We start from the raw sequence: 23511 nt of genomic DNA, 5'->3' as shown, positions 1-23511 counted from the left end.
ACCAGCATGTTCCAGATACATCGTGAAGAAATCGATTGGGCGGGGCGCAAGCTCGTGCTCGAGACCGGCAAAGTCGCCCGCCAGGCCGACGGCGCGGTGATGGCGAGCTACGGCGAGACGACCGTGCTCGCGACCGTCGTTTCCGCCAAGGCACCCAAGCCCGGGCAGGACTTTTTTCCGCTCACCGTCAATTATCAGGAAAAGGCCTTCGCCGCTGGCCGCATACCCGGCGGCTATTTCAAGCGCGAGGGCCGCCCCACCGAGCGCGAGACGCTGATCTCCCGCCTCATCGACCGGCCGATCCGTCCGCTTTTCCCCGACGGCTACCGAAACGACACCCAGGTGATCGTGACGGTGCTGTCGCATGATCTCGAAAACGATCCGGACATCCTCGCCATGGTGGCTGGGTCGGCGGCGCTCACCCTTTCGGGCGTTCCGTTCATGGGACCCGTCGGCGGCGCGCGGGTCGGCTATATCAACGGCCAGCTGAAGCTCAATCCGACGATCGAGGAGATGAAGACTTCGACGCTCGACCTCGTCGTCGCCGGCACGCAGGACGCCGTGCTGATGGTCGAGTCGGAAGCCAAGGAGCTCTCGGAAGAGACGATGCTCGAAGCGGTGATGACCGGCCATCGCGGCTTCCAGCCGGTGATCGACGCGATCATCCGTCTCGCCGAACGCGCCGCCAAGGACCCACGCGATCTCATCATCGCCGACACGACGGAAGTCGCCAAGGCCGTTTCGGAGATCGCTGAGGCGGAGCTGCGCGAAGCTTATAAGCATACGGTGAAACAGGAGCGCTATGCCGCCGTCGATGCGGTGAAGGCGAAAGTGATCGCCGCGCTCTTTCCGGAAGGCGGCGAAGCAAAATTTTCGAAGGAACAGGTCGGCGAAATCTTCAAGGAGCTTCAAGCCAAGGTCGTTCGCAACAATGTTCTCGACACCGGTCTGCGCATCGACGGCCGCGACGTGAAGACCGTGCGTCCGATCGTCGCCGAGGTCGGCGTTTTGCCGCGCACGCATGGTTCGGCGCTGTTCACCCGCGGCGAGACTCAGGCGCTCGTCGTCGCGACGCTGGGCACCGGCGAAGACGAGCAATATGTCGATTCGCTCGAGGGCACCTATAAGGAGCGCTTCCTGCTCCATTACAATTTCCCGCCCTATAGCGTCGGCGAGACCGGCCGCATGGGTTCGCCCGGCCGTCGCGAGATCGGCCATGGCAAGCTCGCCTGGCGCGCCATTCGCCCGATGCTGCCGGCGGCGGCGGAGTTCCCCTATACGCTGCGCGTCGTCTCGGAAATCACCGAGTCGAACGGCTCCTCCTCGATGGCGACGGTCTGCGGAACCTCGCTTGCGCTGATGGACGCCGGCGTGCCGCTTAAGGCGCCGACGGCCGGCATCGCCATGGGCCTCATTCTGGAGGGCGCGCGCTTCGCCGTGCTCTCCGACATTCTCGGCGACGAGGATCACCTCGGCGACATGGACTTTAAAGTCGCAGGCACGTCAAATGGCGTCACCTCGCTGCAGATGGACATCAAGATCGCCGGCATCACCGAGGAAATCATGAAGGTCGCGCTCGCTCAGGCGAAGGACGGCCGCATGCATATTCTCGGCGAAATGGCCAAGGCGATCGCCAGTTCGCGCGCCGAACTCGGCGAATTCGCGCCGCGCATCGAGACGATGAAAATCCCCACCGACAAAATCCGCGACGTGATCGGCTCGGGCGGCAAGGTCATTCGCGAGATCGTCGAGAAGACCGGCGCAAAGATCAACATCGAGGACGACGGCACGGTGAAGGTCGCCTCCTCCGACGGCAATTCGATCAAGGCGGCGATCAACTGGATCAAGTCGATCGCCTCCGATCCGGAAGTCGGCATGATCTATGAAGGCACGGTGGTGAAGACCGCCGACTTCGGCGCCTTCGTCAATTTCTTCGGCGCCAAGGACGGGCTCGTTCACATCTCCCAGCTTTCCAAGCAGCGCGTGAACAAGACCACCGACGTGGTGAAGGAAGGCGATCGCGTGAAGGTCAAACTTCTCGGCTTTGATGATCGCGGCAAGGTGCGCCTGTCGATGCGCGTCGTCGATCAGGAGACCGGCGAGGACCTTGAGGCCAAGGAAAAGGCCGAACGCGAAGCCGCCGCGGCAAGCGGCGGGGACTAAGATTCCGCAGTGAGTCGCATTTGGGGCCGGCCTCGCGCCGGCCCGATTCCCGAACCTGTCCCAGGCGGCTCGCAATAATTATGGGGCATTGCCGAACGTACCTCTTTGAATTATACTCTTTCTCGCCGATTTTTTCGGTCCCTATTTTCAACAATATTTATAGCGAGCTAACTATGGCCAAGAAAATAGTTTTGTTTGCCGATGGCACCGGCAACGCCTTCTCGACTCAGGAATCGAATGTCTGGCGCCTTTCCGAGGCGCTCGACGCGTCGAATGACACAGCCACCCTCTATCTCGCCGGAGTCGGCACCTCATCATTCAAGCCTTGGGCGATATTTGATGGCGCCACAGGCGTTGGCGTCCCTGCAAACGTTCGCACGCTCTATGCCTTTCTCTGCGACAATTGGGAGCCGGGCGCCAAGATCTATATGTTCGGCTTTAGTCGCGGAGCCTTTACAATCCGTACGTTGATCGGACTCATCGCGAACCAGGGGATTGTCGCCAAAGATCAGCCAAATCCGGATGGCACGACACATTCAATCGACCGTAATGAGATGCAGAAATACGCGAACGCGGCTTATACCGACTATCGGCTCGAGATCGCAAGAAACTGGAAGTGGTACGAGCGGCCTCCGGCGGTTTCTATCGTCCATAAGCTCAAAGAATTACGCCGACATTTTTACAAGACGGATTACGAAAAGGCAGAAAAAGTACAGGAACAGCCCTGGATCGAGTTCGTAGGCCTGTTCGACACAGTCGAGGCTTTCGGCGTTCCAATCGATGAAATGCGGCAGGCGATTGATCGGCTCATCTGGCCGATTTCGTATCGCAACGGCCGCATGAGCACGATTGCAAGAAATGTGCGCCACGCGCTCGCGCTCGATGACGAGCGCACATCTTTCCATCCGCTTCGTATCGAGCCGAGCGAGGACGAAAATCCCGAGACAGCGCGGAATCGCATCAAGGAAGTCTGGTTCGCCGGCGCGCACTCGGACGTCGGCGGCGGCTACCCCGATGGCGCGCTCTCCTACGTCCCGCTGGTATGGATGCTCGACGAGCTGAATAATGCGGAACGGCTGAACAAGGGCGATGGACTGACGTTTTTTCCAGACGCCGAGAGGCACTGGAGAGAAGCAGCATCCTTTAGTGCGCCCAAACATGATTCGCGCAGCATGACCGGGGCGCTCTACCGCTATGCACCACGCAACGCTCAGGGACGCTCGCGCTTCGGTGAAACGGAATTCGAGGCCCCGCTCGTCCATTACAGCGTGATCGAACGCATCGCCTTCGGCAACGACCGCTATACGCCGTCGCCGCTGACGAAAAACGCGAGGGTGCCGCTGCCGAACGGTCTCGTTTCCGACATCCTCTCTGAACAGGGTATCATTCCCGTTGGTTTGAGAGGCGTCAAAGCAGATGCCAGCCTTGTACGGCCCTTCGCGGCCATAAAATCACTCGATGGTCCCAAAGAAGCGATACTGGAAAAGGCTCAGGATCGGATTTGGTGGCGGCGCCTAATTTATTTCGCGATGTTGGCTTTGATCGCCGCTTTTCTTGCACTGCCCGCTTACGCGGACGGCTTGAGCGACTGGCTTTGCGAGAGGGTAAAAGGCATTCCCGGCGTCGACTATTGGTTGTGCGTATGGGAAGGCTTCGGAAACGCAATTGGTCCGATCATCGGGTTCCTCGTCCCGAACGTTGCAGGCTATGTTGGTCCCTACTTGCAGACGCTGCGCGAGCATCCAGCCATATTTTTGAACCTCATCTTGTTGATCGTAACGCTCTACGAGTTGAGCGACGTGCTCGCGAGAGCAATCAGCGACTTCACCTACAAGGCCTGGACGAAGCACGGTGAGCCAAAGAAAGACGGTGTGCTATCGAGGTGGGGAAAGGCCACACGCTGGCTGCGGACGAATGAATTTTTCAAAAGCGCCTATCATATAAGCGCCCGTGGGGCTGTGCCCGTGATGTGGGGCCTCGTGCTCATCCTATTCTTCGGCGTTCTGTTTAGCCGACTGGTTTTCGACTTCCGAGCCGGCGCCAACTTCGCGAGCTTCTGCGTGCGTTCATCCGCAAAAGACCTTCGCCCCGTCAATGAGATGCCCGTCACAGCCGCCTCTGACTTCGCAACCAGTGCGCCCTGCTGGCCGAGCGAGCTTGAGGTAACAAAGGGTCAGAAGTACCTTTTGACGCTGATCGTCAAGGAAGCGTGGGTCGATCGCACGATTGTGACCGATGCTGCTGGCTTCGAAACGCCTCTCATTGCGGAACCCGCGTTCTCGATATCGCGTCCGCTGCTGCGGTGGGCGTTTGACCCTTGGTTCCATCCCATCGCGCGCATAGTCGGCGAAACTGGCGGCGAAGAATGGCCTCTCCAATTCAAAGACGTCAATCGCAACGAAATCCGGGCGGCTACGCTTGTCAACGCCAAATGTCCCGCAACGCCAAGGCGCTACGAAGAGTCGCCCGAATATTGCGAAGCGCATAACTATAAAACTAGGGAGCAATGCTCTGCTTCCCCCCTCAACATCAACTCTTTCAGTCATCTCGACGACACCGATCAGAAGGGCGCGCAGCGCGTTTTTGACAATGCTGCGAATCGCGAACGGGAAGGGCCGGATTGCCGCAACCTGCCGAAAACGCGGAAAGTATTCATAGCGGAATTCGACGCGCACAAAACTGGCGAGTTGTTTCTCTTCGTAAATGACGTCATGCCTGTTTTCGGATTTTTTGATGAATTCTACAAAAACAATCTTGGCTCTGCGACGATCACTGTGCAGCGCGTTCCCTTTGGAGAATCATTGTCGGTCGCGAACGCGGAACGCGCAAAGTGACCGCATTTGGTCGGGCCTTCGCTAAGGAGGCCCGACCAAGCCGAAATATTATCAAGATCGCCATCATCTGAGACGATCAACGCCACGGCGGCTAAACGAACTGAGCGCGATCCGCAAACGTCTTGTTATTCCTTTGCTGCCGCGTTCATCCGAGCTTTCACAGGCGATCGCCACGGTCGCCACCTTGCCTCGCCAGCGACGCGCCCTGTCTATAGGCTGAACGCAGCGACGAGGCGAGAAATGCACGAGGAGCTGGAAGCGGCGGCCCTGGTCGATCAGGATCAGAAATTCTCGATCGACGTTTTTGTGCTCGCGAGACTCGCCGTCACGCTTGCCTTTATTGGGGCCGCCCTGCTGGTCGCCGCGCCCTTTCTGCCGGCGCTTACGTGGGCGCTTGTGCTTGCGGTTCTGTTCATTCGTCCACAGCATCTGCTGGAGCGCATTCTACCGCGTTCGCTCGCGGCAGGCGTCTCCGTTCTGATCATCGGGCTCGTCGTCGTTGGCCCGCTGCTGCTCGTGGTCGAACAGATCGTCAGCGAGGCCGCGTCGGGCGTCGCCTATGTCCAGCAAGCGGCGCAGGAAGGCGATTGGCGAGTGATGCTCAAGGCGCATCCTTGGCTCGCCAATCTGCAACAGTGGATCGAGCGCCGGTTCGATCTTCAGTCGATTTTCTCCCAGGTCGGCGCGTTCCTCACCAATCTCGCCGCCAATTTCTTGCGCGCCTCGACGGGCCAGGTGATCACAACGCTGCTCGCCTTCTATCTGCTCTTCTTTCTATTGCGCGACCGGGCGGCGGCGCTTCAAATGATGGCGCGGCTGTCGCCCTTTTCAAATCTCGAAACCGGCAAGATCATCGTGCGCGTGCGCGATACGATCCATGCGATCATTTTCGGAACGCTTGCCGTCGCCGCCCTGCAGGGCCTGCTCGGCGGTTGCATGTTCTGGGCGCTCAACCTGAACTCGCCGGCGCTGTGGGGCCTGATCATGGGGCTCGTGTCGATCGTGCCAGTGCTCGGCTCCTTCGTCATCTGGATACCGGCGACGATCTATCTTTTGATCGAGGGCCGCTGGGTCGCAGCTCTCATTCTCGGCCTGTGGGGCGGCGTGGTGATCGCCAGCATCGACAATCTGGTTCGGCCGCTGCTGATAGGCGACAGCATGCGGCTGCACACCGTGCCTGCTTTCATCGCGATGCTCGGCGGCCTGCAATTATTCGGCGCTTCGGGCATCGTTCTCGGACCGATCGTCATGACGCTTTGCCCCTTGTTGCTGGAATTCTGGCGCCGGCGCGTCGGACCCGATCAATCAGCTTAGAGCGCGCCAACCCCGGCTTGTTCGCGACCATGCGAGCCTGGAGGCTCGCGGTCCAGAATGCGCGCCATTGGAACGCGAGCCTCCAGGCTCGCCAAAGCTCCGCGACCGATTCATACAAATTCCGCTTGCTCAGTTCGCTTGGACCTTGTCATTCCCGGCAGGCCGAAGGCCTGACCGGGAATCCAGAGCCAATCCAGGAGCGCTGCGTTTGCTCTGGATTCCCGATCGCGCGCTATGCGCGCGTCGGGAATGACAACCCAGCCGTTTAGACGGATGTCGTATCAGCAATTTCATGGCGTCGTCTTAAAGCGCGCTTTCGAGCGCGGCGGCCAGCGCCGTCTCCTCGGCCTCAAACACGCTGGCGTTCTGCGTATAGATCAGAAAGCAGCGCAACCGCTTGCCCGGAAAAAACGGCGCGACCGCGGCGCGGTAAAGCGCGAGCTGACGCAGATGCGCGTCTTCGATTTTTCCGCGCGGCCGGCCCGTCTTGAATTCGGCGATCAGCGCTTCGCCCGCCGTTTCCGCCAGCCGGTCGATGCGACCCGAGACGACCGCGCCATTCTCGAGCGTTGCGACGATGTCGACTTCCGGACTCGAGTCCGGTCCGAAAAGCGGCGCAAGCCGCGGGTCGCCGATGATCGCGAGCGCCGATTGCGCCAGCATCTCCTGTTTATCTTCGTCCAGGAAACCGCCCCGCGCTAAAAGAAAACGCCGCGCCGCCTCTCGCCGATGGTCTGGCGCGCAGGCGGGCAGATGCTGCAACAGCGCGTGAACCAGTCGCCCGTGCAGCAATCGCTCCGCTTGGTCCGCGTTCGCCGGACTCTGACCGGCGAAGTCGATCTCGTCGGCGCCGGCGAGCGCGCTCGACGGACGCAGTGGTGGCGCCGACGTGTCTTCGCGCGGCGCCTTGGTGCTGGCGAAAGCGGGAAGGTCGACGTCGACGGACGCCTGCTCCCCTCTCGCAAGATCAAATCGCGGCAAGGCTGAGCCGCGTCGCAGAACGGTCGATGTCGGTTCCAGCGGGTCGGGAAAAATCTCGCAGCTCGGTTCGAGCGCCTGGCGAATGGCGTCGTGCCAGCAGCCCTCTGCTCGCCCCCGCGCGCCGTGAGCGCCGCAGATATAGAGCCGCTCTTCCGCGCGCGTCAGCGCGACATAGAGCAGGCGCTGGCTTTCGTGATGCTCGCTGCGCCGATGCGCGTCACGCGCCGCTTTGAGCGCGGCGGGATCGCTGTCCATGCCGAGCGACCAGAGGAGAACCGCTTCGTCCTCAGCGCCGAACACATAAAGCTTCGGATCATGCTTGCCGGCGGGCGCGCCGCAGGTGTCGGGCAGAAAGACGATTTTCGCCTCCAGGCCCTTGGCCGCATGAGCGGTCATCACCCGCACCGCGCCGCCGGCCGATTCCATATCGCGCTTGATCGACAGATCGAGCGACTCGGCCATCGCCAGAAACTTTACGAGCGATGGCGGCTCTTCGCGTTCGAAGCTAGCCGCAAGTTTCAAGAATTCGTCGAGCGCGTCTTCGGCTTCGCTCCCAAGTCTCGCGACGAGCTGTACGCGTCCGCCGTCAGGGCCGAGAACATGGCTGTAGAAATCAAAGGGCGCGCGCTCAGCGGCGTCGCGTCGCAAACGCTGCAGACGTTCAGCGGCGGCGAGGCAAAGCGGGTCTTCGGACTCGGCGAGCGCTTCGATAAGCGACGCGCGCCGGCCCGGCGCGAGCGCGATGAGAGCGTCATCGTCGAAGCCGAAGAAGGGCGACTTCAGCACGCTCGCCAATGTCAGATCATCTTGCGGCAGCAGCGCCGCGCGTCCAAGCGCGATAAGATCATGCACGGCGATGTGGTCGGCGAGATTTAGACGGTCGGCGCCGGCCACGGCGACATGTTCGCTCTTCAAGGCGCGAATGATCGCCTCGAAAAGCGGACCGCGCTTGCGCACGAGAATCAATATGTCGCCGGCTTCGACCGGGCGCAAAACGCCGCTATCCTCGACGCATTCGCCGTTCTCCGGCGCAAGCAGCGCCCTGATCTTGCGCGCGAGCTTTTGCGCCAGCTTCTCATTCGGGTCGCCCGCATCGGCGTAGTCGAGCGGCAGGCGCCAATCGCTTGGGTCCGGCGCCTTTTCGGGGCCGATCGGCTCCCAGATTTCGATAAGCGCGGCAACGTCGGATTTCCACGCCTCATGCCTTGGCGCCGGCTCCTGCAAATCGAAACTTAGACCGAGACGATTTGCTTCAATCGCGAAAACATCGTCCACGGCTTGCAACACGCCGGGCGCCGAGCGAAAGGATTGGGTGAGCGTCACCGCTTCGAAGCGTCGCTCGGCGCGTTCGAATCTGAGACGAAATTCGCGCCGCATCGCCTCGAATCTTTCGGGCGCGGCGCCTTGGAAGGAAAAGATCGACTGTTTCTCGTCGCCGACCGCGAAGAAGCTGCGCGGCGGACCGCGTCTTCCTTCGCGGGCGCCGGCGCCGGCGCAGAATTCGTCGGCGATCGCGGCCAGAATGTCCCATTGCGCCGAACTCGTATCCTGCGCCTCGTCGAGCAGGATGTGATCGATTTGCGCATCGAGCTTGTAGAGAACCCATGACGGACTCGAACGATGGAGCAGGCGCCGCGCGCCTTCGATCAAATCATCATAGTCGAGCAGCCCGCGCCGCCTTTTGGCGTGCTCATATTCGCCTAAGATCGCGTCGCCGAGCGCATGGAGCGCCAGCGAGCGCGCGGCGACGGCCGCGCCCTTGCGCTTTTCGATGAGCGGAACGAGCCTGTCGCGCTCGGTCTCCATTCGCGCGAGAAGCTGCGGTTCGCGCTTGGCAAGCGGGCCGGTGACGATTTTGGCTTTTCCGACGCCGCGCGGATCGCCATCCTTGGTGAAAAAGGCCGAGAGATAGTCGTCGATGCACTCCGGATTCGGCGCCAAAGCGAAGGCGCGCTCGAGCGAATCGGCGAGCTTGCCGTCATTGCTCGACCCTACGCGCAGCAATTTGGCGAGCGTCGGCCATGCCGCCGGCGGTTCGCCGTCGTCGATGATCGCCGCTTCGATCCGCGCCAGCGTTTCATCAGCGCGCAGACCGAGCGCGGCGAAGACTCTCGCGTCATAATCGTCCTGCTCGCGCATGCGCGCGATTTTCTGGCGATGCTGCAGCAATTCCTCGCAGAGCGAGTCGAACCCCGCTGCGGAAGCCTCGCGAGCGACGCTCTCCAGCGCCTTTCGCAGCAGCCCGCCGTCACGCGTCGCGGCGTCGAGGGCGCGCCGACGCGCGGCGTTCATCAGCTCCGCGCGTTCGAGATCGTCGACGACGCGGAAGGACGCCGGAACATTGGCTTCAAGCGGAAAGATGTGAAGCAGCTTCTCGCAGAAGGCGTGAATCGTCTGGATTTTGAGTCCGCCGGGCGTCTCGACGGCGCGCGCGAAAAGCCGCCGGGCGAAATCAAGATCTCCGCGCGACCCGATTGTTGCGCCCATTTCGGCGATGTCCTTGGCGAGCGAAGAATCGTCGAGCGTCGCCCAGCGCGCGAGCCTGTCGAAAACCCGCGACCCCATATTTGCGGCGGCGGCCTTGGTGTAGGTGAGGCAGAGAATCTGCGATGGACGCGCGCCGGCCAGCAGCAGCCGCAAAACCCGCTGCGCCAGCACATGGGTTTTGCCCGACCCGGCATGCGCCGAAACCCAGGCGGACGCCAATGGATCGGAGGCGGTTTGCTGACGTTTGATTGTCAGACCGCCGACAGGTCGGTCGATCATGCCGACTCTCCGCCGCCGCGCATCCATTCCTTCACCCGCGCCAGATGATCATAGTCGCCGACATCGGTGAGGAACGCCGGATGCGGGCGGGACGCATAGGGCATCGACTCTTCGCGAAACTGCGACAGGAGTTCTTGGAGTTGCGCGCGATGCGCCGCGACGATGTCGGCAAAGCCCACATCAGTCCATTCGAGCCATTGTGTCTTGCCGCCCTTGCCCAATCCGATATAGGCGGCGCCGGCGACATTTCGCACGCCGATTTCGCCGAACGCGCCGGCTTCGATCATCGCCGCCTCCAACGTCAGCTGCGGCGACCAGCCGACCTTCACCTGCTTGTTGGACGGCGGCGCGCCCGTCTTATAGTCGAAGACATAGGCTTGGCCTTCTCTGTCGACCTCTATGCGATCCGCGATTGCGGTCACGCGAAATAGAATTTCGTCGGAGAGCGTCAGCGCCATCTCGCCAGAAATTTCGACATGGATCTCGCAGCCGCGCGCGCGTCGCTCCTGTTCGAAGCTCAACGCATGATCGAGCCCGGCTTCAATCCGCGGCCATTGGAAGCTTGCGAAAGACGGATCAGACAGGAAACCGTCGAGCTTCTCGCGCGCGAGATCGAGCAGCTTGTCACGCGCGTCAAGAGGAAGCGCGCCGTGAGGATTTCGCGTAACGAATTCGGCAAGCGCGTCATGAATCGCCATGCCGATTTCCCGTGCGCCGGCCTCCCTGCCGATCGGCGCCAGAGGCGCGAGTTTGAGAACATATTCGGCGAAAATCGCATAAGGATCGCGACGCAGGCGTTCGATGCGGGTGACGCTCAAGCGTTGCGGGCGCAGCGCGAGAGCGGGGCGCGGCTGCGGTCGTTCGATCGATGTCGTCTCCTTTGGCCGATCCAACGCCGCGGCGATGGCGAGCATGGCGTCGCCGCGCTTTTTGCAGTCGGCGAAGGCGTCGCCAGCGAGCGCTGCGAAACGCGAGATGAAGCGCGAGGGGACGGTCGGCGCGCCGTCGCGCTTGACGGCGCGGCTCAGCACGACACGCTTGGCGCCGAGCGCCATGACGAAATCATGCGCGCTCTGGCCGATGCGCCGCTCCGGCGCCATCAGGCCGAGTTGCGCGCGCATCGAGCGATTGAGAAAGGCGCCCGTGTCAGTCTGCGGCGGCCATACGCCTTCGTCCAGTCCGGCGAGCAGAATGAGGTCGGCGTCGATGAGCCGGGCTTCCAATGGTCCGAGAATCTTTAGCCGCGGATGCGCGCGCCTCGGACCACGCAGCATCGTCTCGGAAAGGAGTCGATCAAACAGCGCCGCATAATTATGCGCGTCAAACCCCGGCGGCGCCTCGGCGCGCGAGAGCCGGTCAAAGAGTTCGAACAGCGCCGAGGCGCCTTCTTCATCAAGCTCTTCGACGCCGGCGATCACGGCGTCGAGCGCGGCGCGATGCGCCCGTGCGCGATCGGCAAGCGAGGCCGTCGGCGCCAATGCCGCGATCGGCGCGAAAGCGGCGTCGATGCGCGCCAAGGCGTCTTCGATCTTGAACCATTCATCGTCGGTCATGCGCCGCACCGCCGGATGCGCATGCTTTGCACGCGCCAATTCGCGCGCCGATGCGACGCGCGACGCCCAACGCCCGTCAGGCTCAGCGAAGACACGCAGCACGCCGATCTCGACGAGCGGGGCCAGCGCGGCGACGCGCGCGCGCGAAAGCCCCAACGCCGCCAGCGGATGCGCAAGCAGCGCCGCGACATTGACGGCGCCCGCGCGATCCGATCCGATCGCTGCGACAAGCCGCGCCAGCGCGCCGATCGATGTCCGCGCCATTGGCATGCCGCCGGAATCGTCGATCTCGATGTCGAAGCGCCGCAGCTCGGCGCCGACGCGCCGCGCGATGAGCCGATCCGGCGTGACCAGCGCCGCCGTGCAGCCGGGCGTCTCCAGCGCTTCGCGCATGAACAGCGCGAGCGTCAAAGCTTCCAACCGCTCGTCGGGCGCCTCGAGCGAAATGACGCCTTCCAGCGCCTGCGCGAAGCCGCCGCTCTCGCTCGCCTGATAGTCGCGCCATGCGGAAGTCGCTTGCGCCGGCGCCATGGCTTGCGACACGAACGCTCGTCGCGCCGCAAGCGCAGGCGTGAGGCGCGCGAGTTCGCGCGGCTCGTCGCGCGCGACGCCGATTGTGGCGAGCAGGCGTTTCAACATGGTTTGCGGATGAGTAAAGGCTGGTTCTCCGGCGTCGTCCGCCTGGCCGACGCTCGCCCACGCGTTTTCGCTCATGGACTGATCAAGGCCCGGCAGAACCACCGCGCCATTGTCGAGCGTAGCAATGGCGGCGAGAAGCCGCGCCGTCGCCGGCTGTGCGCCCGTCGAGCCTAGCGCAATCACCGGCGCAGTCGGCGGCGCACGGGTCAGCGCCTCGATCTGTGCTTCGACAAGGCGCTTTTGATAGGCGCTGGCGTCGATCCGCCCGCGCTCAAAGAGAATCCGGGGCCATTCGTGCAAGGCGATCCGCAGAAATCGCGTCGTGATCGCCCAAAATTCGCTATAGGCGTCGTCGCTCAGCGTTTCGAAGGCGTCCACTGAGACGTCTTCAATGTGCAATTCATCGATCAGCGCGCCGAGATCGGCGGCAAGCGCATAGGCGGCCGAGGGCGTCGATGCGACAAGCAGCGGTTCGCTGTCATGCAAATTGGGCGCGCCGGTCGGATCGATCGAGATGATCGCGCGCCCCAAAGCTTCCGCCCATTGCAAGATGAGCTGAGACAGGAGAAGGCGTCTCTCCAGCTCTTCTATCGGCGCGGCGAGCGGCGCTTCGGCGTCGATGTCGAAATCTGCGCCGAACAGCGCGGCGTTCTCGCGCTCCTCGAGGGCGCCGAGCGGCAGAATGCGCGGCAACAGCGTCGCGCGCGCATCCAAAGCCTCGGCGAATTCGGCCGCCAGCGCGCGGGCCGCGCGTTGCGTCGGCACATAGATCGTGGCGCGGGTCATCGTCAGCGGCGCCGTTTCGCGCGACAGCGCCGGAACGATCTCGCCGTCGAGTAGAGCGCGAACGAAGGTCCTCAGAAATGGCGCGCCAGGCGCAATGGTGAAAAGATTGCGCCGGCGCGCGAGCATCGCTCTCAGCCCCGGCGCGCCGCAATCGCCCGTTCGGCTTCGTCGATCGTGGCGACGGCGCCGACGTGAAGCCAGAGACCGCTAGAGACGACGCCATAGAGCCGTCCCTTGCTGGCGGCGTCAAAAAAGAACGGCGCGAGCTTGAAGACATCATCCGCAACGCCAGCGAAGAGCTGCGGCTTCATCAATCCGACGCCGGCGTAGACATAGGGCTTGGCGCCATCGCGTCGGACGATGCGCCCCTCGGCGTCAAGATCGAAATCGCCGTCCCAGTCGACGCCGACGCTTCCAATGGTCGGCGCGAGCAAGAGCGCCGCGTCCATCCTGTCGGCGTCGAAGGCTTCGGCGAGCGCGAGAATGTTGGAGCGCGCCGCATCGACCCAAAAGGCGTCGGTGTTGCAGACGAAGAAGGGATCGTCGCCGATGAGGGGAAGGACTTTCTTGATTCCACCGCCCTGATCGAGCAGCAGCCCGCGCTCGTCGGAGATAACGATGCGCGGATGAGCGCGGGCAGCGAGATGGGCCTCGATCTGATCCGCGAGATGATGGACATTGACGATCGCCGTTTCGACGCCGGCCTGTTCGAATTCGTCGAGCGCGCGGTCGAGGAGCGTGCGGCCGGCGACGGAAACCAGCGGCTTCGGCGTCGTCTCGGTCAGCGGCCGCATGCGCGTCCCCAACCCGGCGGCGAACACCATGGCGACGCTCGGCGCCGGCGCAGGCGTCGGCCGATCAGGCGTCTCGAAACAAGCCGGGGATGTTGGCCTCATACCAAGCCTTAACGTCCGCCAGCGCCGGATGGCGCAGGCTTTTTCTAAGATAGGATTCAACGCGCGGAAGATGCCCGAGATATTGCGGCTTGCCGTCGCGTCGATCGAGTCGCGCAAAAATCCCCAATATCTTCGTCGCGCGCTGCGCCGCCAGGATCGCGTAAGCCTTGGCGAAAGCGGCCATATCGAACGCAGGATCGGCGTCGCGCCGCAGTTTGGCGTAAGCGGCGAGAAGCTTCAACTCCAAATCGTCGGACACGTCGACGCGGGCGTCCTGCCCCAGCGACGCGACGTCATAGGCGGGATGGCCGAGCACGCAGTCCTGAAAATCGAGCATGCCGACCCGCGCCAAGCCGTTGCGCTGCGCAAGCCACAAAAGATTGGGAGAGTGATAGTCCCTCAGAGTCCAGCTCGGCGCGGCGGTCGCCGCTTGGACGAGCGCCTGGCGCCAGAGATTGAGAAAAATGGCGCGCGCGCCCGACGAGATCGGCGCCTTCACGCGCGGCAGATACCAGTCGACGAGCAATTCCACTTCGATCAGCAGCGCATCGAGATCATAGGGCGGGATACGATAATCGCCATAGCCTTCGATCGCGATCGTATCCGGCAAGTGCTGCGCGTGAAGAAAGGCGAGCGCGCCCGCCGCCTCAAGATAGCGTTCGACGATGGGGCCATTGTCATCGACGACGCCCTCGCCGCCAAGATCCTCGATGATCAGCAAGCCGGCGTCGAGGTCCATGGCGTAGACTTCGGGAGCCGAGAGTCCCAATCCGCGCAGCGCTTGCGACAGGGCGACGAAAGGAACGACATTTTCAGCAAGACGCGCGATGGCGCTGTATGATTTGCCGTATCGAATCGGCGGTCCATCGGGACGCGCCGGCGAGATCATCAGAATGGCGCGGCGCCCGTCCGGCTGTTCGAGACGCTCGTAAGCGCGCGTCGAGGCGTCGCCTTGCAGAAAACTTCGCGCGACGCCGGCCCAGCCCGACTTGCGCAGAAGTTCGCGAATCGCCTTGAAGGATGCAAGCTGCGAGACGAATCGGCCATAGCCGGAAATGGTCAGGCGCCGCGCCTCGCGATTGTCGCCATCGACGAAGCTTAAGCGCACTTCGAGGCGATCGGGCGAGAGCGCTTCGCGCGCGCGTTCGGCCCATTCGACAAGCACGATCGAATCGTCGGTCGCCTCTTCCCAGCCGAGACCCGCAAGTTCCGCAGCGTCCTCGAGCCGGTAGAAGTCGGCGTGGACGACGCGTTTCCCGGCGCCCTCGTAAATCTGCATCAGCGTGAAGGTCGGGCTTGGCGCCTCAAGCGCCGGGTCCTCGACCAGGGCGCGAATGAGCGCCCGCGCGAAAGTCGTCTTGCCGGCGCCGAGATCGCCGGAGAGCATGACAGCGTCGCCGCAACGAACGAGAGTCGAAAATTCCTGCGCCAGTTCGATCGTTTCGGCCTCGCTGCCAATGTCGAGCCGCCAGACCGATTTTTGCGCGGGATCGTCGCTCATTCGGCGCCTCCCACGCCCGCCGCCGCGAGACTCGCCGCTTCATGCGCGGCATGCGCAGGAAAAATGCAGGTCACTGTCGTGCCTTCGCCAGGCGCGGAATCGATGTAGACCTTGCCGCCGTGAAGCTCCACGAAGGCGCGCACGATGGAGAGGCCAAGTCCCACCCCCCGGTGGCGCGAGCCGGCGGTGTGCGAGGCGAATCGATCGAACACGCGTTCGAGAATTTCGGGCGACATGCCGCGCCCGCGGTCGGTGACTTTAAAGACGATTTCGTTTCCGCGCCGCATCGCGACGAGCGTGACCGTCTGGCCTGGACGCGAGAAGCCGATGGCGTTCGACAGAAGATTGAACAGAATCTGGCGCACGCGCTTGGCGTCGCCGCGGAAGGCTCCAACGTCGTCCATGGGGACGATCTGCACGTCGATCGAATTTTCGACGAGACGGTCTTGCACGCCTTCGATCGCGGCGCGCATCGTCGCCTCGACGTCGACGTCGGAGAACTCAAGCTCCATCGCGTCTTCGTCGATCGTCGCGAGATCGAGAATATCGTCGACAATGGCGAGCAGCGCCGCCGAGGATTTGCTCACATAGCCGAGATATTCGCGCTGGCGCGGATTGAGCGGCCCTGTCGACGCCTCGCCGAGAAGATGCACGAAGCCGTTGATGTTGTTGAGCGGCGAGCGCAATTCGTAGCTGACGTGATGAATGAAGTCGTTGCGCAGTTTTTCGGCGGCGAGCAACGCCTTGTTGCGATCCGTCAATGCGCGTTCGACGCTCACGTCGGCCGAAACGTCAACGAAAGTAAGGAGCGCGGCGCCGTCGAGCAGAGGCTGCGCCGCGCAGTCGAGGACGACGCCGTCATTGCGCTCGATGCGCCGGGTGAAGCCTTCGCGCATTTCATTGAGGCCGGTGACGAAGCCCTGCAGCGCCGCCCATGTCTCCTCTTCCGGATGAAGCGCGCAACATTTGGCGGCGAGCGCCTCGAAGCGCGGCCGCTTCGACAGATCCTGAGGATCGAGCCGCCACAGGCTGGCGAAGGCGGGATTGCTGAACGTCAGGCGCCCGTCGGAGCCAAAGACCGCGACGCCCTCATGCAGCGTGTCGAGCGTTTCGCTCTGCATGCGGGCGAGCGCATTGACGCGCGTTTCAAGATCATAGGCCTTGGTGGCGTCGTCATAGAGATAGGTGACGCCGCCTTTCGGGTTAGGATGCGCGACGACGTCAATGATCCGGCCGTTCGGCAGGTGCCACGTGTGATAGACAGGCTCCGGCGATTGATAGGCTTCAAACAGCCTTTCCTTCCACGCGCGGTAATCCGATTCGACGGGAACGCGCTGCTCGGCGCGCAGCCGGTCGAGAATCTGCCCGTCGGTCGGCTGTTGTTCAAGGAAGTTCGGATCGAGCTGCCACAGCTTGGCGTAAGATTCATTGCTGTAGATCAGACGGCGCGAGCGATCGAAGCTCGCCACCGCCGTCGGCAGCTGATCGAGCGTGCGGACATGCGATTGCATCTGCCGTTCGAGGTCCGCGCGCACCGTTTCGATCTCGCGCCGGTCGATGGCGATGGCGGCGGCGGCGCCCGAGGCGGCCGCCTGCGTCACGTCGAGCTGATGGCGTTCGCCGGCGACCACCGCGTTGACGCGCTCGCGCCAGACGTTGTTGTTCAGCCGCGCCCGTTCGGCAGCGCTGCGCGCCGACTGGTCGAGCAGCTCCAATTTGCGGGAGATGGCGTCTTCGGGACTCTTCGCTTCGACCGCCTGCGCATAGGCGTCGTTGACGAAGACCAGTTCGCCCGCCTCGTCACGAATCCAAAATGGCGCCGGCAGCGCCTTGAGCATCGCGCGCAGGCCGTTAAGTTCGGATTGCGCCGCGGCGTAGCGCTCGCGCAGGCCGATCAGCTCCAAGCGGTCGCCGGAGACTTCGCGAATGCGCAGCACGACACCGCCGCCGACCGCCCGCCCCTCTGCGTCGAAGTGCCGTCCGGCGACGCCAATGACCGCCAGGCGAAAGCTTTCGCCGCTCTTCCGCAACCGCTCGACCGCGCTTTCCAGCTCCAGCGCGTCTTTTGGCGCAAGCCAGGCGTCGAAGTTCAAAATGCGGCGCGGCGCGGCGGCGGCGCCGGTCATGACGAGCGACGACGAATGAATGTCCGGTTCGGCGTCAGGCGCCTTCCAGGCGACGAAAATCTGCGGCTCGGACGCAAGGAAGTTTTTCGCCCGGTCGAGCTGGGCGCGCGAATCGTCGAGTTCGACGCTCAACGCGGCGTCGCGCCGACGCCAGACGGCGCGCTCGCGCAGATAGCTGATCACGATCGCCGCGGCGAAAATCGCCAAGCCGCCGCTCAAGGCGAAGCTGACGAGATGCGGCTCGATCGGCGGATCGTCGAGGAAGCCTGCGCCGCGCGCCGGCGCCGCATTGAGCCACAGGAGCAAAGACCCGAGGGAAGCGCCGGCAAAAGGAGGAGCGCCGTGTTGGCCGGTCGCGCGCCGCCATCCCTTCATTGCGAGGATGACTCCGGTTGCTGGCGGTCGGCTAGCCTGCAATTAGGTTGGCGCATCAAGAGAACCGGTCTCCACGGTCGATAGCGGGCGCTCATCACAATACCGCCGTAAGCGGTTCACGCAGGACGTGGACAAAAGCCTGCGGCGCGCAGGATCGTGCCCGTCGCGCCGGATGCGAATCAGCCTCAATCTAAAGCGCCAAAGCCCAAAACGGAATCGTCGAGGCGCGAAAAGACGCCGCAAAAGAACGGCCTCGGTTCAGGCAAGGAAGGCCGGTCGCGCCGATGCGCCAATTCGGCTCGTGGATATCGCCATTCGACACAAGCTCCGGAGCGGCCAGGCAATGGACCGCGAGCCTCCAGGCTCGCCAGTCCACGATCACTCGGTCATGCGCGCCTGGAGGCGCGCGGTCCAGGGAGAGGCGCCAGCCATCCGCGCGAGCGAACGCTCAGACCTCGACACGAAGAAGCGGCCACCTATTCGTCCAATCCTTTTTCTGAATGCGGTCTTCATAAATCTCGCGCTTCGTGGCGGCGAAGCGCGGCGTTGGCCTAACAACCATGTGGAACAAGTCTCTTAGGCCAAAAGGCGCTGCAATCTCGCAACAATCGCCGCAGGTTCGTCTTATCGCGACCGCCGTCGCCGTCTCGGGCCAAAAACGCATCGCGTCTGCGGATGAAACATAGGGAGCGTCGTGATTGCGCAAGTGCATTCGCGCCTGATTCCTCACCGACCAGCGAACAGTCGGGTCTGCTTTCCGCAGCGCAATTTCAAGCGAATCATCTTCAGCTTCCGATGCTCGATGGCGGTCAAACCAAATGACATCGACGTCCCCATCGAGAAGCGAAGAACTCCGACCGTGAAGATTATCCCACACCGCGTTTCTGACGAAGCCTGCGCCGACCCAACAATCCGGCAATCGCAACTCCCGCACAAAATTCAGGACAGGCCACCTGATGGGATCGTTGACGATGAGATTTTGAAGAGTTGCTTCCATACGCTCACAAGCGAATGACACTCGCCGTCATGGCCGGGCTTGTCCCCGCCCCAGACCGCTCGTCACGCCGGTGTAAAGCGTTCCGTTAGGCCGGTTCGTCATGATGGAGACCCCTCCCGCCCCGCATTGTGCGCCGCCGCTCGGCGTGGATGGCCGGGACAAGCCCGGCCATGACGTGGTGAACAACCCTCGCGCGTGCGAGGGAAGGTAATGCCCATCAATACCGGTAATGATCCGGCTTGAACGGGCCTTCCTTCGGCAGATTGAGATATTTCGCCTGCTCGTCGGTCATCTGGGTCAGCTTGACGCCGATCTTGTCGAGATGGAGCGAGGCGACCTTTTCGTCGAGGTGCTTGGGCAGCGTATAGACGCCGACCGCATATTGGCCCTGCTTCGTCCACAGCTCGATCTGCGCCAGCGTCTGATTGGTGAAGGACGCCGACATCACGAAGGACGGATGGCCCGTCGCGCAGCCGAGATTTACGAGGCGCCCTTCCGCGAGCAGGATGATGCGCTTGCCGTCCTGGAACTCAATTTCGTCGACCTGCGGCTTCACATTGTGCCACTTCAGATTGCGCAGGCCGGCGACCTGAATCTCAGAGTCGAAATGGCCGATGTTGCACACGATCGCGCGGTCCTTCATGACGCGCATATGCTCGATGGTGATCACATCGACATTGCCGGTCGCCGTGCAGAAAATGTCGGCGCGCGGCGCCGCCTCTTCCATCGTCGTGACTTCATAGCCTTCCATCGCCGCCTGCAGCGCGCAGATCGGATCGATTTCGGTGACGATCACCCGGCAGCCGGCGTTGCGCAATGAGGCCGCCGAGCCCTTGCCGACATCGCCATAGCCGGCGATGCAGGCGACCTTGCCGGCCATCATCACGTCGGTGGCGCGGCGGACGCCGTCGACCAGCGACTCGCGGCAGCCGTAGAGATTGTCGAATTTCGACTTGGTGACCGAGTCGTTGACGTTGATCGCCGGCCAAAGGAGCTTGCCCTCCTTGTGCATGACGTAGAGGCGATGCACGCCGGTCGTCGTCTCTTCGGTGACGCCTTTGATCGCGTCCGCGTTGCGCTTGTAGAAGCCGGGATTGGCCTTCAGGCGCTTCTTGATCGCGGCGTAGAGGACTTCCTCTTCTTCATTCGAGGCGGTTTCGAGGAAGGCCGTATCGCCCTGCTCGGCGCGCAGGCCAAGATGGATGAGCAGCGTCGCGTCGCCGCCGTCATCGAGAATCATGTTCGGGCAGCCGCCGTCGCCCCATTCGAAAATCTTGTGGGTGTAATCCCAGTAATCTTCGAGGCTCTCGCCCTTCTTGGCGAATACCGGCGTGCCGGTCGCGGCGATGGCGGCGGCGGCGTGGTCCTGCGTCGAATAGATGTTGCACGAGGCCCAGCGCACATCGGCGCCGAGCGCCTTCAGGGTCTCGATCAGAACCGCCGTCTGGATGGTCATATGCAGCGAGCCGGCGACGCGCGCGCCCTTCAAGGGCTGCGCGGGACCGAATTCGGCGCGGGTCGCCATCAGGCCCGGCATTTCCGTCTCGGCGATGGCGATTTCCTTGCGGCCCCATTCGGCGAGCGAAAGGTCGGTGACGGCGAAATCGTTAAAGTGATGTGCGGTCATGCGAAATCCTTCTGTTTCGTGCGGCCCGGTTGCGGCTGTCACTCCCGACGCGCGAAGCGCGATCGGGAATCCAGAGCAGAGCCAGCATTCCTGGAGCTTCTCTAGATTCCCGGTCGGGCCTGCGGCCCGCCGGGAATGACACGCCGGAACGGCTCAACCGAATTCGCGCCGCCGGCCTCGGCCAGCGGCTCGGCGCAAGCCTATATCAGGGGCGGTGGAGAAAGGCAATAAAGATATAAAGATTTCTTTATGTCTATCCGCTGAGCAGGCCGAGTCGCGGCAACAAATCGAAACAAATGCGCCGGAATCTCGACACGCCTGAATGGAATTCTCGGCTGGCGACTCGCCGTTCGCCCGGCGCCGCGAACAAATGAGATCACTGGCCTTGAATCAAACCGCATCAAGCGCGGTCGAGAGTCGACGAATCCTCATCGTCGAGGACGACGAAGAGATCAGATCACTCCTATCGAGATATCTGACGGACCAAGGATTTAAGGTGATGCTTGCCGGGGACGGCAAGCAGGCGGACGAGGTTCTCGCCAGCGCGCAGGTCGACCTCATCGTGCTCGACATAAATCTCCCCGGCGAAGACGGACTTTCAATCTGCATTCGTCTGCGGAACACGGGCAGCCCCCCATTGATCATGTTGACCGCGCGCGGCGAAGACATGGACCGGATACTCGGCATCGAACTCGGCGCCGACGATTATCTGGTCAAACCCTTCATTCCGCGTGAGCTGCTCGCGCGAATCGGCGCCGTCCTTCGGCGGACGGCTCCAGACATCGGACCTGCCCAGCAAATCAATGCCTATTGCTTTTCCGGCTTTCTTTTGGACCCCTTCGCGCGACGCCTGTTAGGACCAACCGGCGTACGGGTGATCCTGACAAGCGCGGAATTTGACCTATTGCTGATGTTCTGCCGCAATCCTGGAAAAGTCTTCTCGCGCGACGAACTGAAGGCGGCGTCAACGACCGAGCGCAGCGTGGACATATTGATAAGCCGGCTTCGTCAAAAGATCGAGAACGACCCGCGAGACCCGGCGCATATTCAGACAGTCCGCTCACTCGGCTACACGTTTACAGCGAAAGTCAGCGTTCAGTGAGAATCGCTGCGTTCCGGAACATCAATGTGCAGCTGGGACTTCTCCTCCTCCTGTGCGTCGGACTGTTCCACGCAGCGGTCACCACGATCTTTTTCCTGTCTGAACCCGCTCCTGGCGGACCTCGGGACTTGAGCGCCTCCATCGTCGTGACAGCCCTGACGGCCTTGGACGCCGCCTCAGCGACCGAAAGATCAGCGATCGCCACGGCCTTTAACGCCAACCTTCCAGAGTTTCACATCGCGCTCTCAGAGCCAGGAATCGCAGTGCGCGACGGGGGATATCCTGTCTATTTCCGATCCCGCCTTCCCGCAGGAGTCGAGGTCGAAGCCCACGATGTCGACAAGCAATTTAGCGGATCGCTGCACGATGGTCAGAAATTCGTCCTAAGCGCTCTGACCCGCCATCCCGGATTCCCTCGGTTCGTGATCGTCAGCCTCGGCTTCGTCGCGATCAGTCTGTTCGTCTTCTCCTTATGGGCTGCGTTGTCGCTTACGCGTCCCCTCACGAATTTCGCAAACGCCGCCGAATCCTTCGGGCTTGACAGCGTTCCGGCACAGCTAGCGGAGACCGGCCCCGCAGAGGTCCGCAAGGCGACGCGGGCCTTCAACCGGATGCAGCGTCGCATCGCGGAGATGGTCTCCCAACGAACGAGGATGTTGACCTCCGTTAGCCATGATCTTCGGACCCCAATCACGCGAATGCGTCTTCGCGCCGAATACATCGAAAGCAGCGAAACGAAAGTGAAACTGCTGCGTGACCTCGACCAGATGGAGGCGATGGTCGGCGGCTGCCTCGACTACTTGCGCGGCGGTTTCCAGCAGGAGATGGCGCCCCTGGATCTGGCGAGCCTGTTGCAATCGGTTGCCGATGAGTTCGTCGACGTTGGCGCCGACGTGCGCTACGACGGAGTCGAGCACGTCAACGTTCTCGGCAGCCCAGATGATCTGCAGCGCGCGTTCTCCAACCTAATAGACAATTCGGTAAAATACGGGGAAAGCCCCGAGGTCCGGCTGTTGGAAAGCGATGAAGCAGCGGTCGTCGAGGTCGTCGACAAGGGTCCGGGCATCCCCCAGGAAAAGAGGCAAACGATGCTAGAGCCGTTCGAGCGAGGAGACCTAGGCGCGTCCTCGAACGCAAGCGAGGGATTTGGGCTGGGCTTGGCGATTGCGCGCGCGATCGTGGAAGCGCACCACGGACGCCTCACATTGGATGAGCGGACTGGCGGCGGCTTGATCGCGAGAGTGTCGCTGCCGAAAGCGGCCTTCGAAACAAAACGAAACAACTTGAGCAAATAAATGTCTCCAGCGAGTCCGACCTTGACGGCCCAAAGAGGGTCATCGGGATGTCGATACATCAATTAGATCCGGGCTGCGCCGCGCTGTCGGGAAAAACCGTTGCAGTTGTGCACCCGGCCTGGCATTCCTGCGGAACGCACCAGGTTATCGCCAGTCAAATCAGGGCCTATAAAAGACTTGGCGCGCGCGTGCTCTCGATTGCGCTTATGGACGACGTCACGCCCTCAATCGGCCGCGGCGAACGCTGGAAGAACTACAGGCTGCATAGTCAGGACCTCGCCGCCGACGAAACATATGAATCGTCGGCCACGATCGCGGACCTCTTCAAGACATCGCTCCTCAAGGACGGTTGGTTGCCCTTGATCCATGGCGACCATGCAACCTGGCTAGTGGAGCTGGTGAAGCGCGCGCCTCTGCCCGAAGCGCTCGATAGTCGCCCGTGAAGAACGCGATTTAAGCGGCGATTAGTCGGCGATTTGAGGCGTTGGCGTCGTCGAGGACGCTCAGGAACAAGGCCCACAGAAGCGCCAGCCATGCGAGCAGGCGGCGGAAGTTG

At 62.5% G+C, this 23511-nt stretch carries 13 protein-coding genes; 6 read left to right on the top strand and 7 right to left on the bottom strand.

Going from position 1 to position 23511, the window contains the following annotated elements; translation table 11 throughout:
* The first annotated feature begins 6 nt into the window (after window positions 1-6).
* The 3 genes from pnp to AB7I51_RS03785 all read left to right on the top strand — a co-directional run bounded on the left by pnp (window position 7) and on the right by AB7I51_RS03785 (window position 6311).
* A complete protein-coding gene (pnp, locus tag AB7I51_RS03795) occupies window positions 7-2163 on the top strand; it encodes a polyribonucleotide nucleotidyltransferase (protein WP_428403908.1) in 2157 nt (718 codons plus the stop codon).
* 173 nt (window positions 2164-2336) lie between these two features.
* Complete coding sequence (locus AB7I51_RS03790; protein ID WP_428403907.1) at window positions 2337-4997, top strand: DUF2235 domain-containing protein; 2661 nt, start codon at window positions 2337-2339, stop codon at window positions 4995-4997.
* 240 nt (window positions 4998-5237) lie between these two features.
* On the top strand, window positions 5238-6311 hold the full coding sequence (locus tag AB7I51_RS03785) for an AI-2E family transporter (RefSeq protein WP_428403906.1): 1074 nt from the start codon (window positions 5238-5240) through the stop codon (window positions 6309-6311).
* Between the two features lie 303 nt (window positions 6312-6614).
* On the opposite strand, the gene addA is transcribed toward AB7I51_RS03785, so the two are convergent.
* The 7 genes from addA to ahcY form a co-directional block, all read right to left on the bottom strand.
* Window positions 6615-10058 (bottom strand): double-strand break repair helicase AddA, encoded by a 3444-nt coding sequence (gene addA, locus AB7I51_RS03780; RefSeq protein ID WP_428403905.1) that lies wholly within the window; start codon window positions 10056-10058, stop codon window positions 6615-6617.
* Window positions 10055-13162 carry a double-strand break repair protein AddB gene (addB, locus tag AB7I51_RS03775; protein WP_428403904.1) on the bottom strand — a complete coding sequence of 1036 codons (3108 nt, stop codon included), beginning with the start codon at window positions 13160-13162 and terminating at the stop codon, window positions 10055-10057. Before addB ends, addA begins: the two co-directional genes overlap by 4 nt.
* Window positions 13163-13167: 5 nt before the next feature.
* A complete protein-coding gene (locus tag AB7I51_RS03770) occupies window positions 13168-13860 on the bottom strand; it encodes a nucleotidyltransferase family protein (RefSeq protein ID WP_428403932.1) in 693 nt (230 codons plus the stop codon).
* A 34-nt stretch (window positions 13861-13894) separates the two neighbouring features.
* Complete coding sequence (gene tsaE, locus AB7I51_RS03765; protein ID WP_428403903.1) at window positions 13895-15433, bottom strand: tRNA (adenosine(37)-N6)-threonylcarbamoyltransferase complex ATPase subunit type 1 TsaE; 1539 nt, start codon at window positions 15431-15433, stop codon at window positions 13895-13897.
* Window positions 15430-17934: an ATP-binding protein gene (locus AB7I51_RS03760; RefSeq protein WP_428403902.1), complete on the bottom strand. Its 2505-nt coding sequence runs from the start codon at window positions 17932-17934 to the stop codon at window positions 15430-15432. The genes tsaE and AB7I51_RS03760 overlap by 4 nt, the downstream gene beginning before the upstream one ends.
* Before the next feature lie 448 nt (window positions 17935-18382).
* Window positions 18383-18931: a nucleotidyltransferase family protein gene (locus AB7I51_RS03755; RefSeq protein ID WP_428403901.1), complete on the bottom strand. Its 549-nt coding sequence runs from the start codon at window positions 18929-18931 to the stop codon at window positions 18383-18385.
* A gap of 217 nt (window positions 18932-19148) precedes the next feature.
* Window positions 19149-20558, bottom strand: a complete 1410-nt coding sequence (ahcY, locus tag AB7I51_RS03750; RefSeq protein WP_428403900.1) for an adenosylhomocysteinase — start codon at window positions 20556-20558, stop codon at window positions 19149-19151.
* Between the two features lie 370 nt (window positions 20559-20928).
* Here ahcY and AB7I51_RS03745 point away from each other — a divergent pair, with 370 nt between their 5' ends.
* The 3 genes from AB7I51_RS03745 to AB7I51_RS03735 all read left to right on the top strand — a co-directional run bounded on the left by AB7I51_RS03745 (window position 20929) and on the right by AB7I51_RS03735 (window position 23398).
* The gene (locus AB7I51_RS03745; RefSeq protein WP_428403899.1) at window positions 20929-21660 is read left to right on the top strand and encodes a response regulator; all 732 of its coding nucleotides are present in this window, start codon (window positions 20929-20931) and stop codon (window positions 21658-21660) included.
* A 128-nt stretch (window positions 21661-21788) separates the two neighbouring features.
* The gene (locus tag AB7I51_RS03740) at window positions 21789-22955 is read left to right on the top strand and encodes an ATP-binding protein (RefSeq protein ID WP_428403898.1); all 1167 of its coding nucleotides are present in this window, start codon (window positions 21789-21791) and stop codon (window positions 22953-22955) included.
* A gap of 47 nt (window positions 22956-23002) precedes the next feature.
* Entirely contained in the window at window positions 23003-23398 is a 396-nt protein-coding gene (locus AB7I51_RS03735; protein ID WP_428403897.1) for a hypothetical protein, read from the top strand.
* Window positions 23399-23511 lie beyond the last annotated feature (113 nt).

This window comes from Methylocystis sp. (assembly GCF_050246715.1).
Taxonomy (GTDB): domain Bacteria; phylum Pseudomonadota; class Alphaproteobacteria; order Rhizobiales; family Beijerinckiaceae; genus Methylocystis.
Note: the sequence above shows the minus strand (reverse complement) of the source record. Positions and strands in the feature narration are given on the sequence as shown.

Excerpts from the sequence above, each read along its gene's own strand:
- AB7I51_RS03790 (WP_428403907.1), top strand. The coding sequence starts at position 2,337 with ATGGCCAAGAAAATAGTTTTGTTTGCCGATGGCACCGGCAACGCCTTC.
- AB7I51_RS03770 (WP_428403932.1), bottom strand. The coding sequence starts at position 13,860 with ATGGTGTTCGCCGCCGGGTTGGGGACGCGCATGCGGCCGCTGACCGAG.
- pnp (WP_428403908.1), top strand. The coding sequence starts at position 7 with ATGTTCCAGATACATCGTGAAGAAATCGATTGGGCGGGGCGCAAGCTC.
- AB7I51_RS03785 (WP_428403906.1), top strand. The coding sequence starts at position 5,238 with ATGCACGAGGAGCTGGAAGCGGCGGCCCTGGTCGATCAGGATCAGAAA.
- addA (WP_428403905.1), bottom strand. The coding sequence starts at position 10,058 with ATGATCGACCGACCTGTCGGCGGTCTGACAATCAAACGTCAGCAAACC.
- ahcY (WP_428403900.1), bottom strand. The coding sequence starts at position 20,558 with ATGACCGCACATCACTTTAACGATTTCGCCGTCACCGACCTTTCGCTC.
- AB7I51_RS03745 (WP_428403899.1), top strand. The coding sequence starts at position 20,929 with ATGAGATCACTGGCCTTGAATCAAACCGCATCAAGCGCGGTCGAGAGT.
- tsaE (WP_428403903.1), bottom strand. The coding sequence starts at position 15,433 with ATGAGCGACGATCCCGCGCAAAAATCGGTCTGGCGGCTCGACATTGGC.
- AB7I51_RS03755 (WP_428403901.1), bottom strand. The coding sequence starts at position 18,931 with ATGGAAGCAACTCTTCAAAATCTCATCGTCAACGATCCCATCAGGTGG.
- AB7I51_RS03760 (WP_428403902.1), bottom strand. The coding sequence starts at position 17,934 with ATGAAGGGATGGCGGCGCGCGACCGGCCAACACGGCGCTCCTCCTTTT.
- addB (WP_428403904.1), bottom strand. The coding sequence starts at position 13,162 with ATGCTCGCGCGCCGGCGCAATCTTTTCACCATTGCGCCTGGCGCGCCA.
- AB7I51_RS03735 (WP_428403897.1), top strand. The coding sequence starts at position 23,003 with ATGTCGATACATCAATTAGATCCGGGCTGCGCCGCGCTGTCGGGAAAA.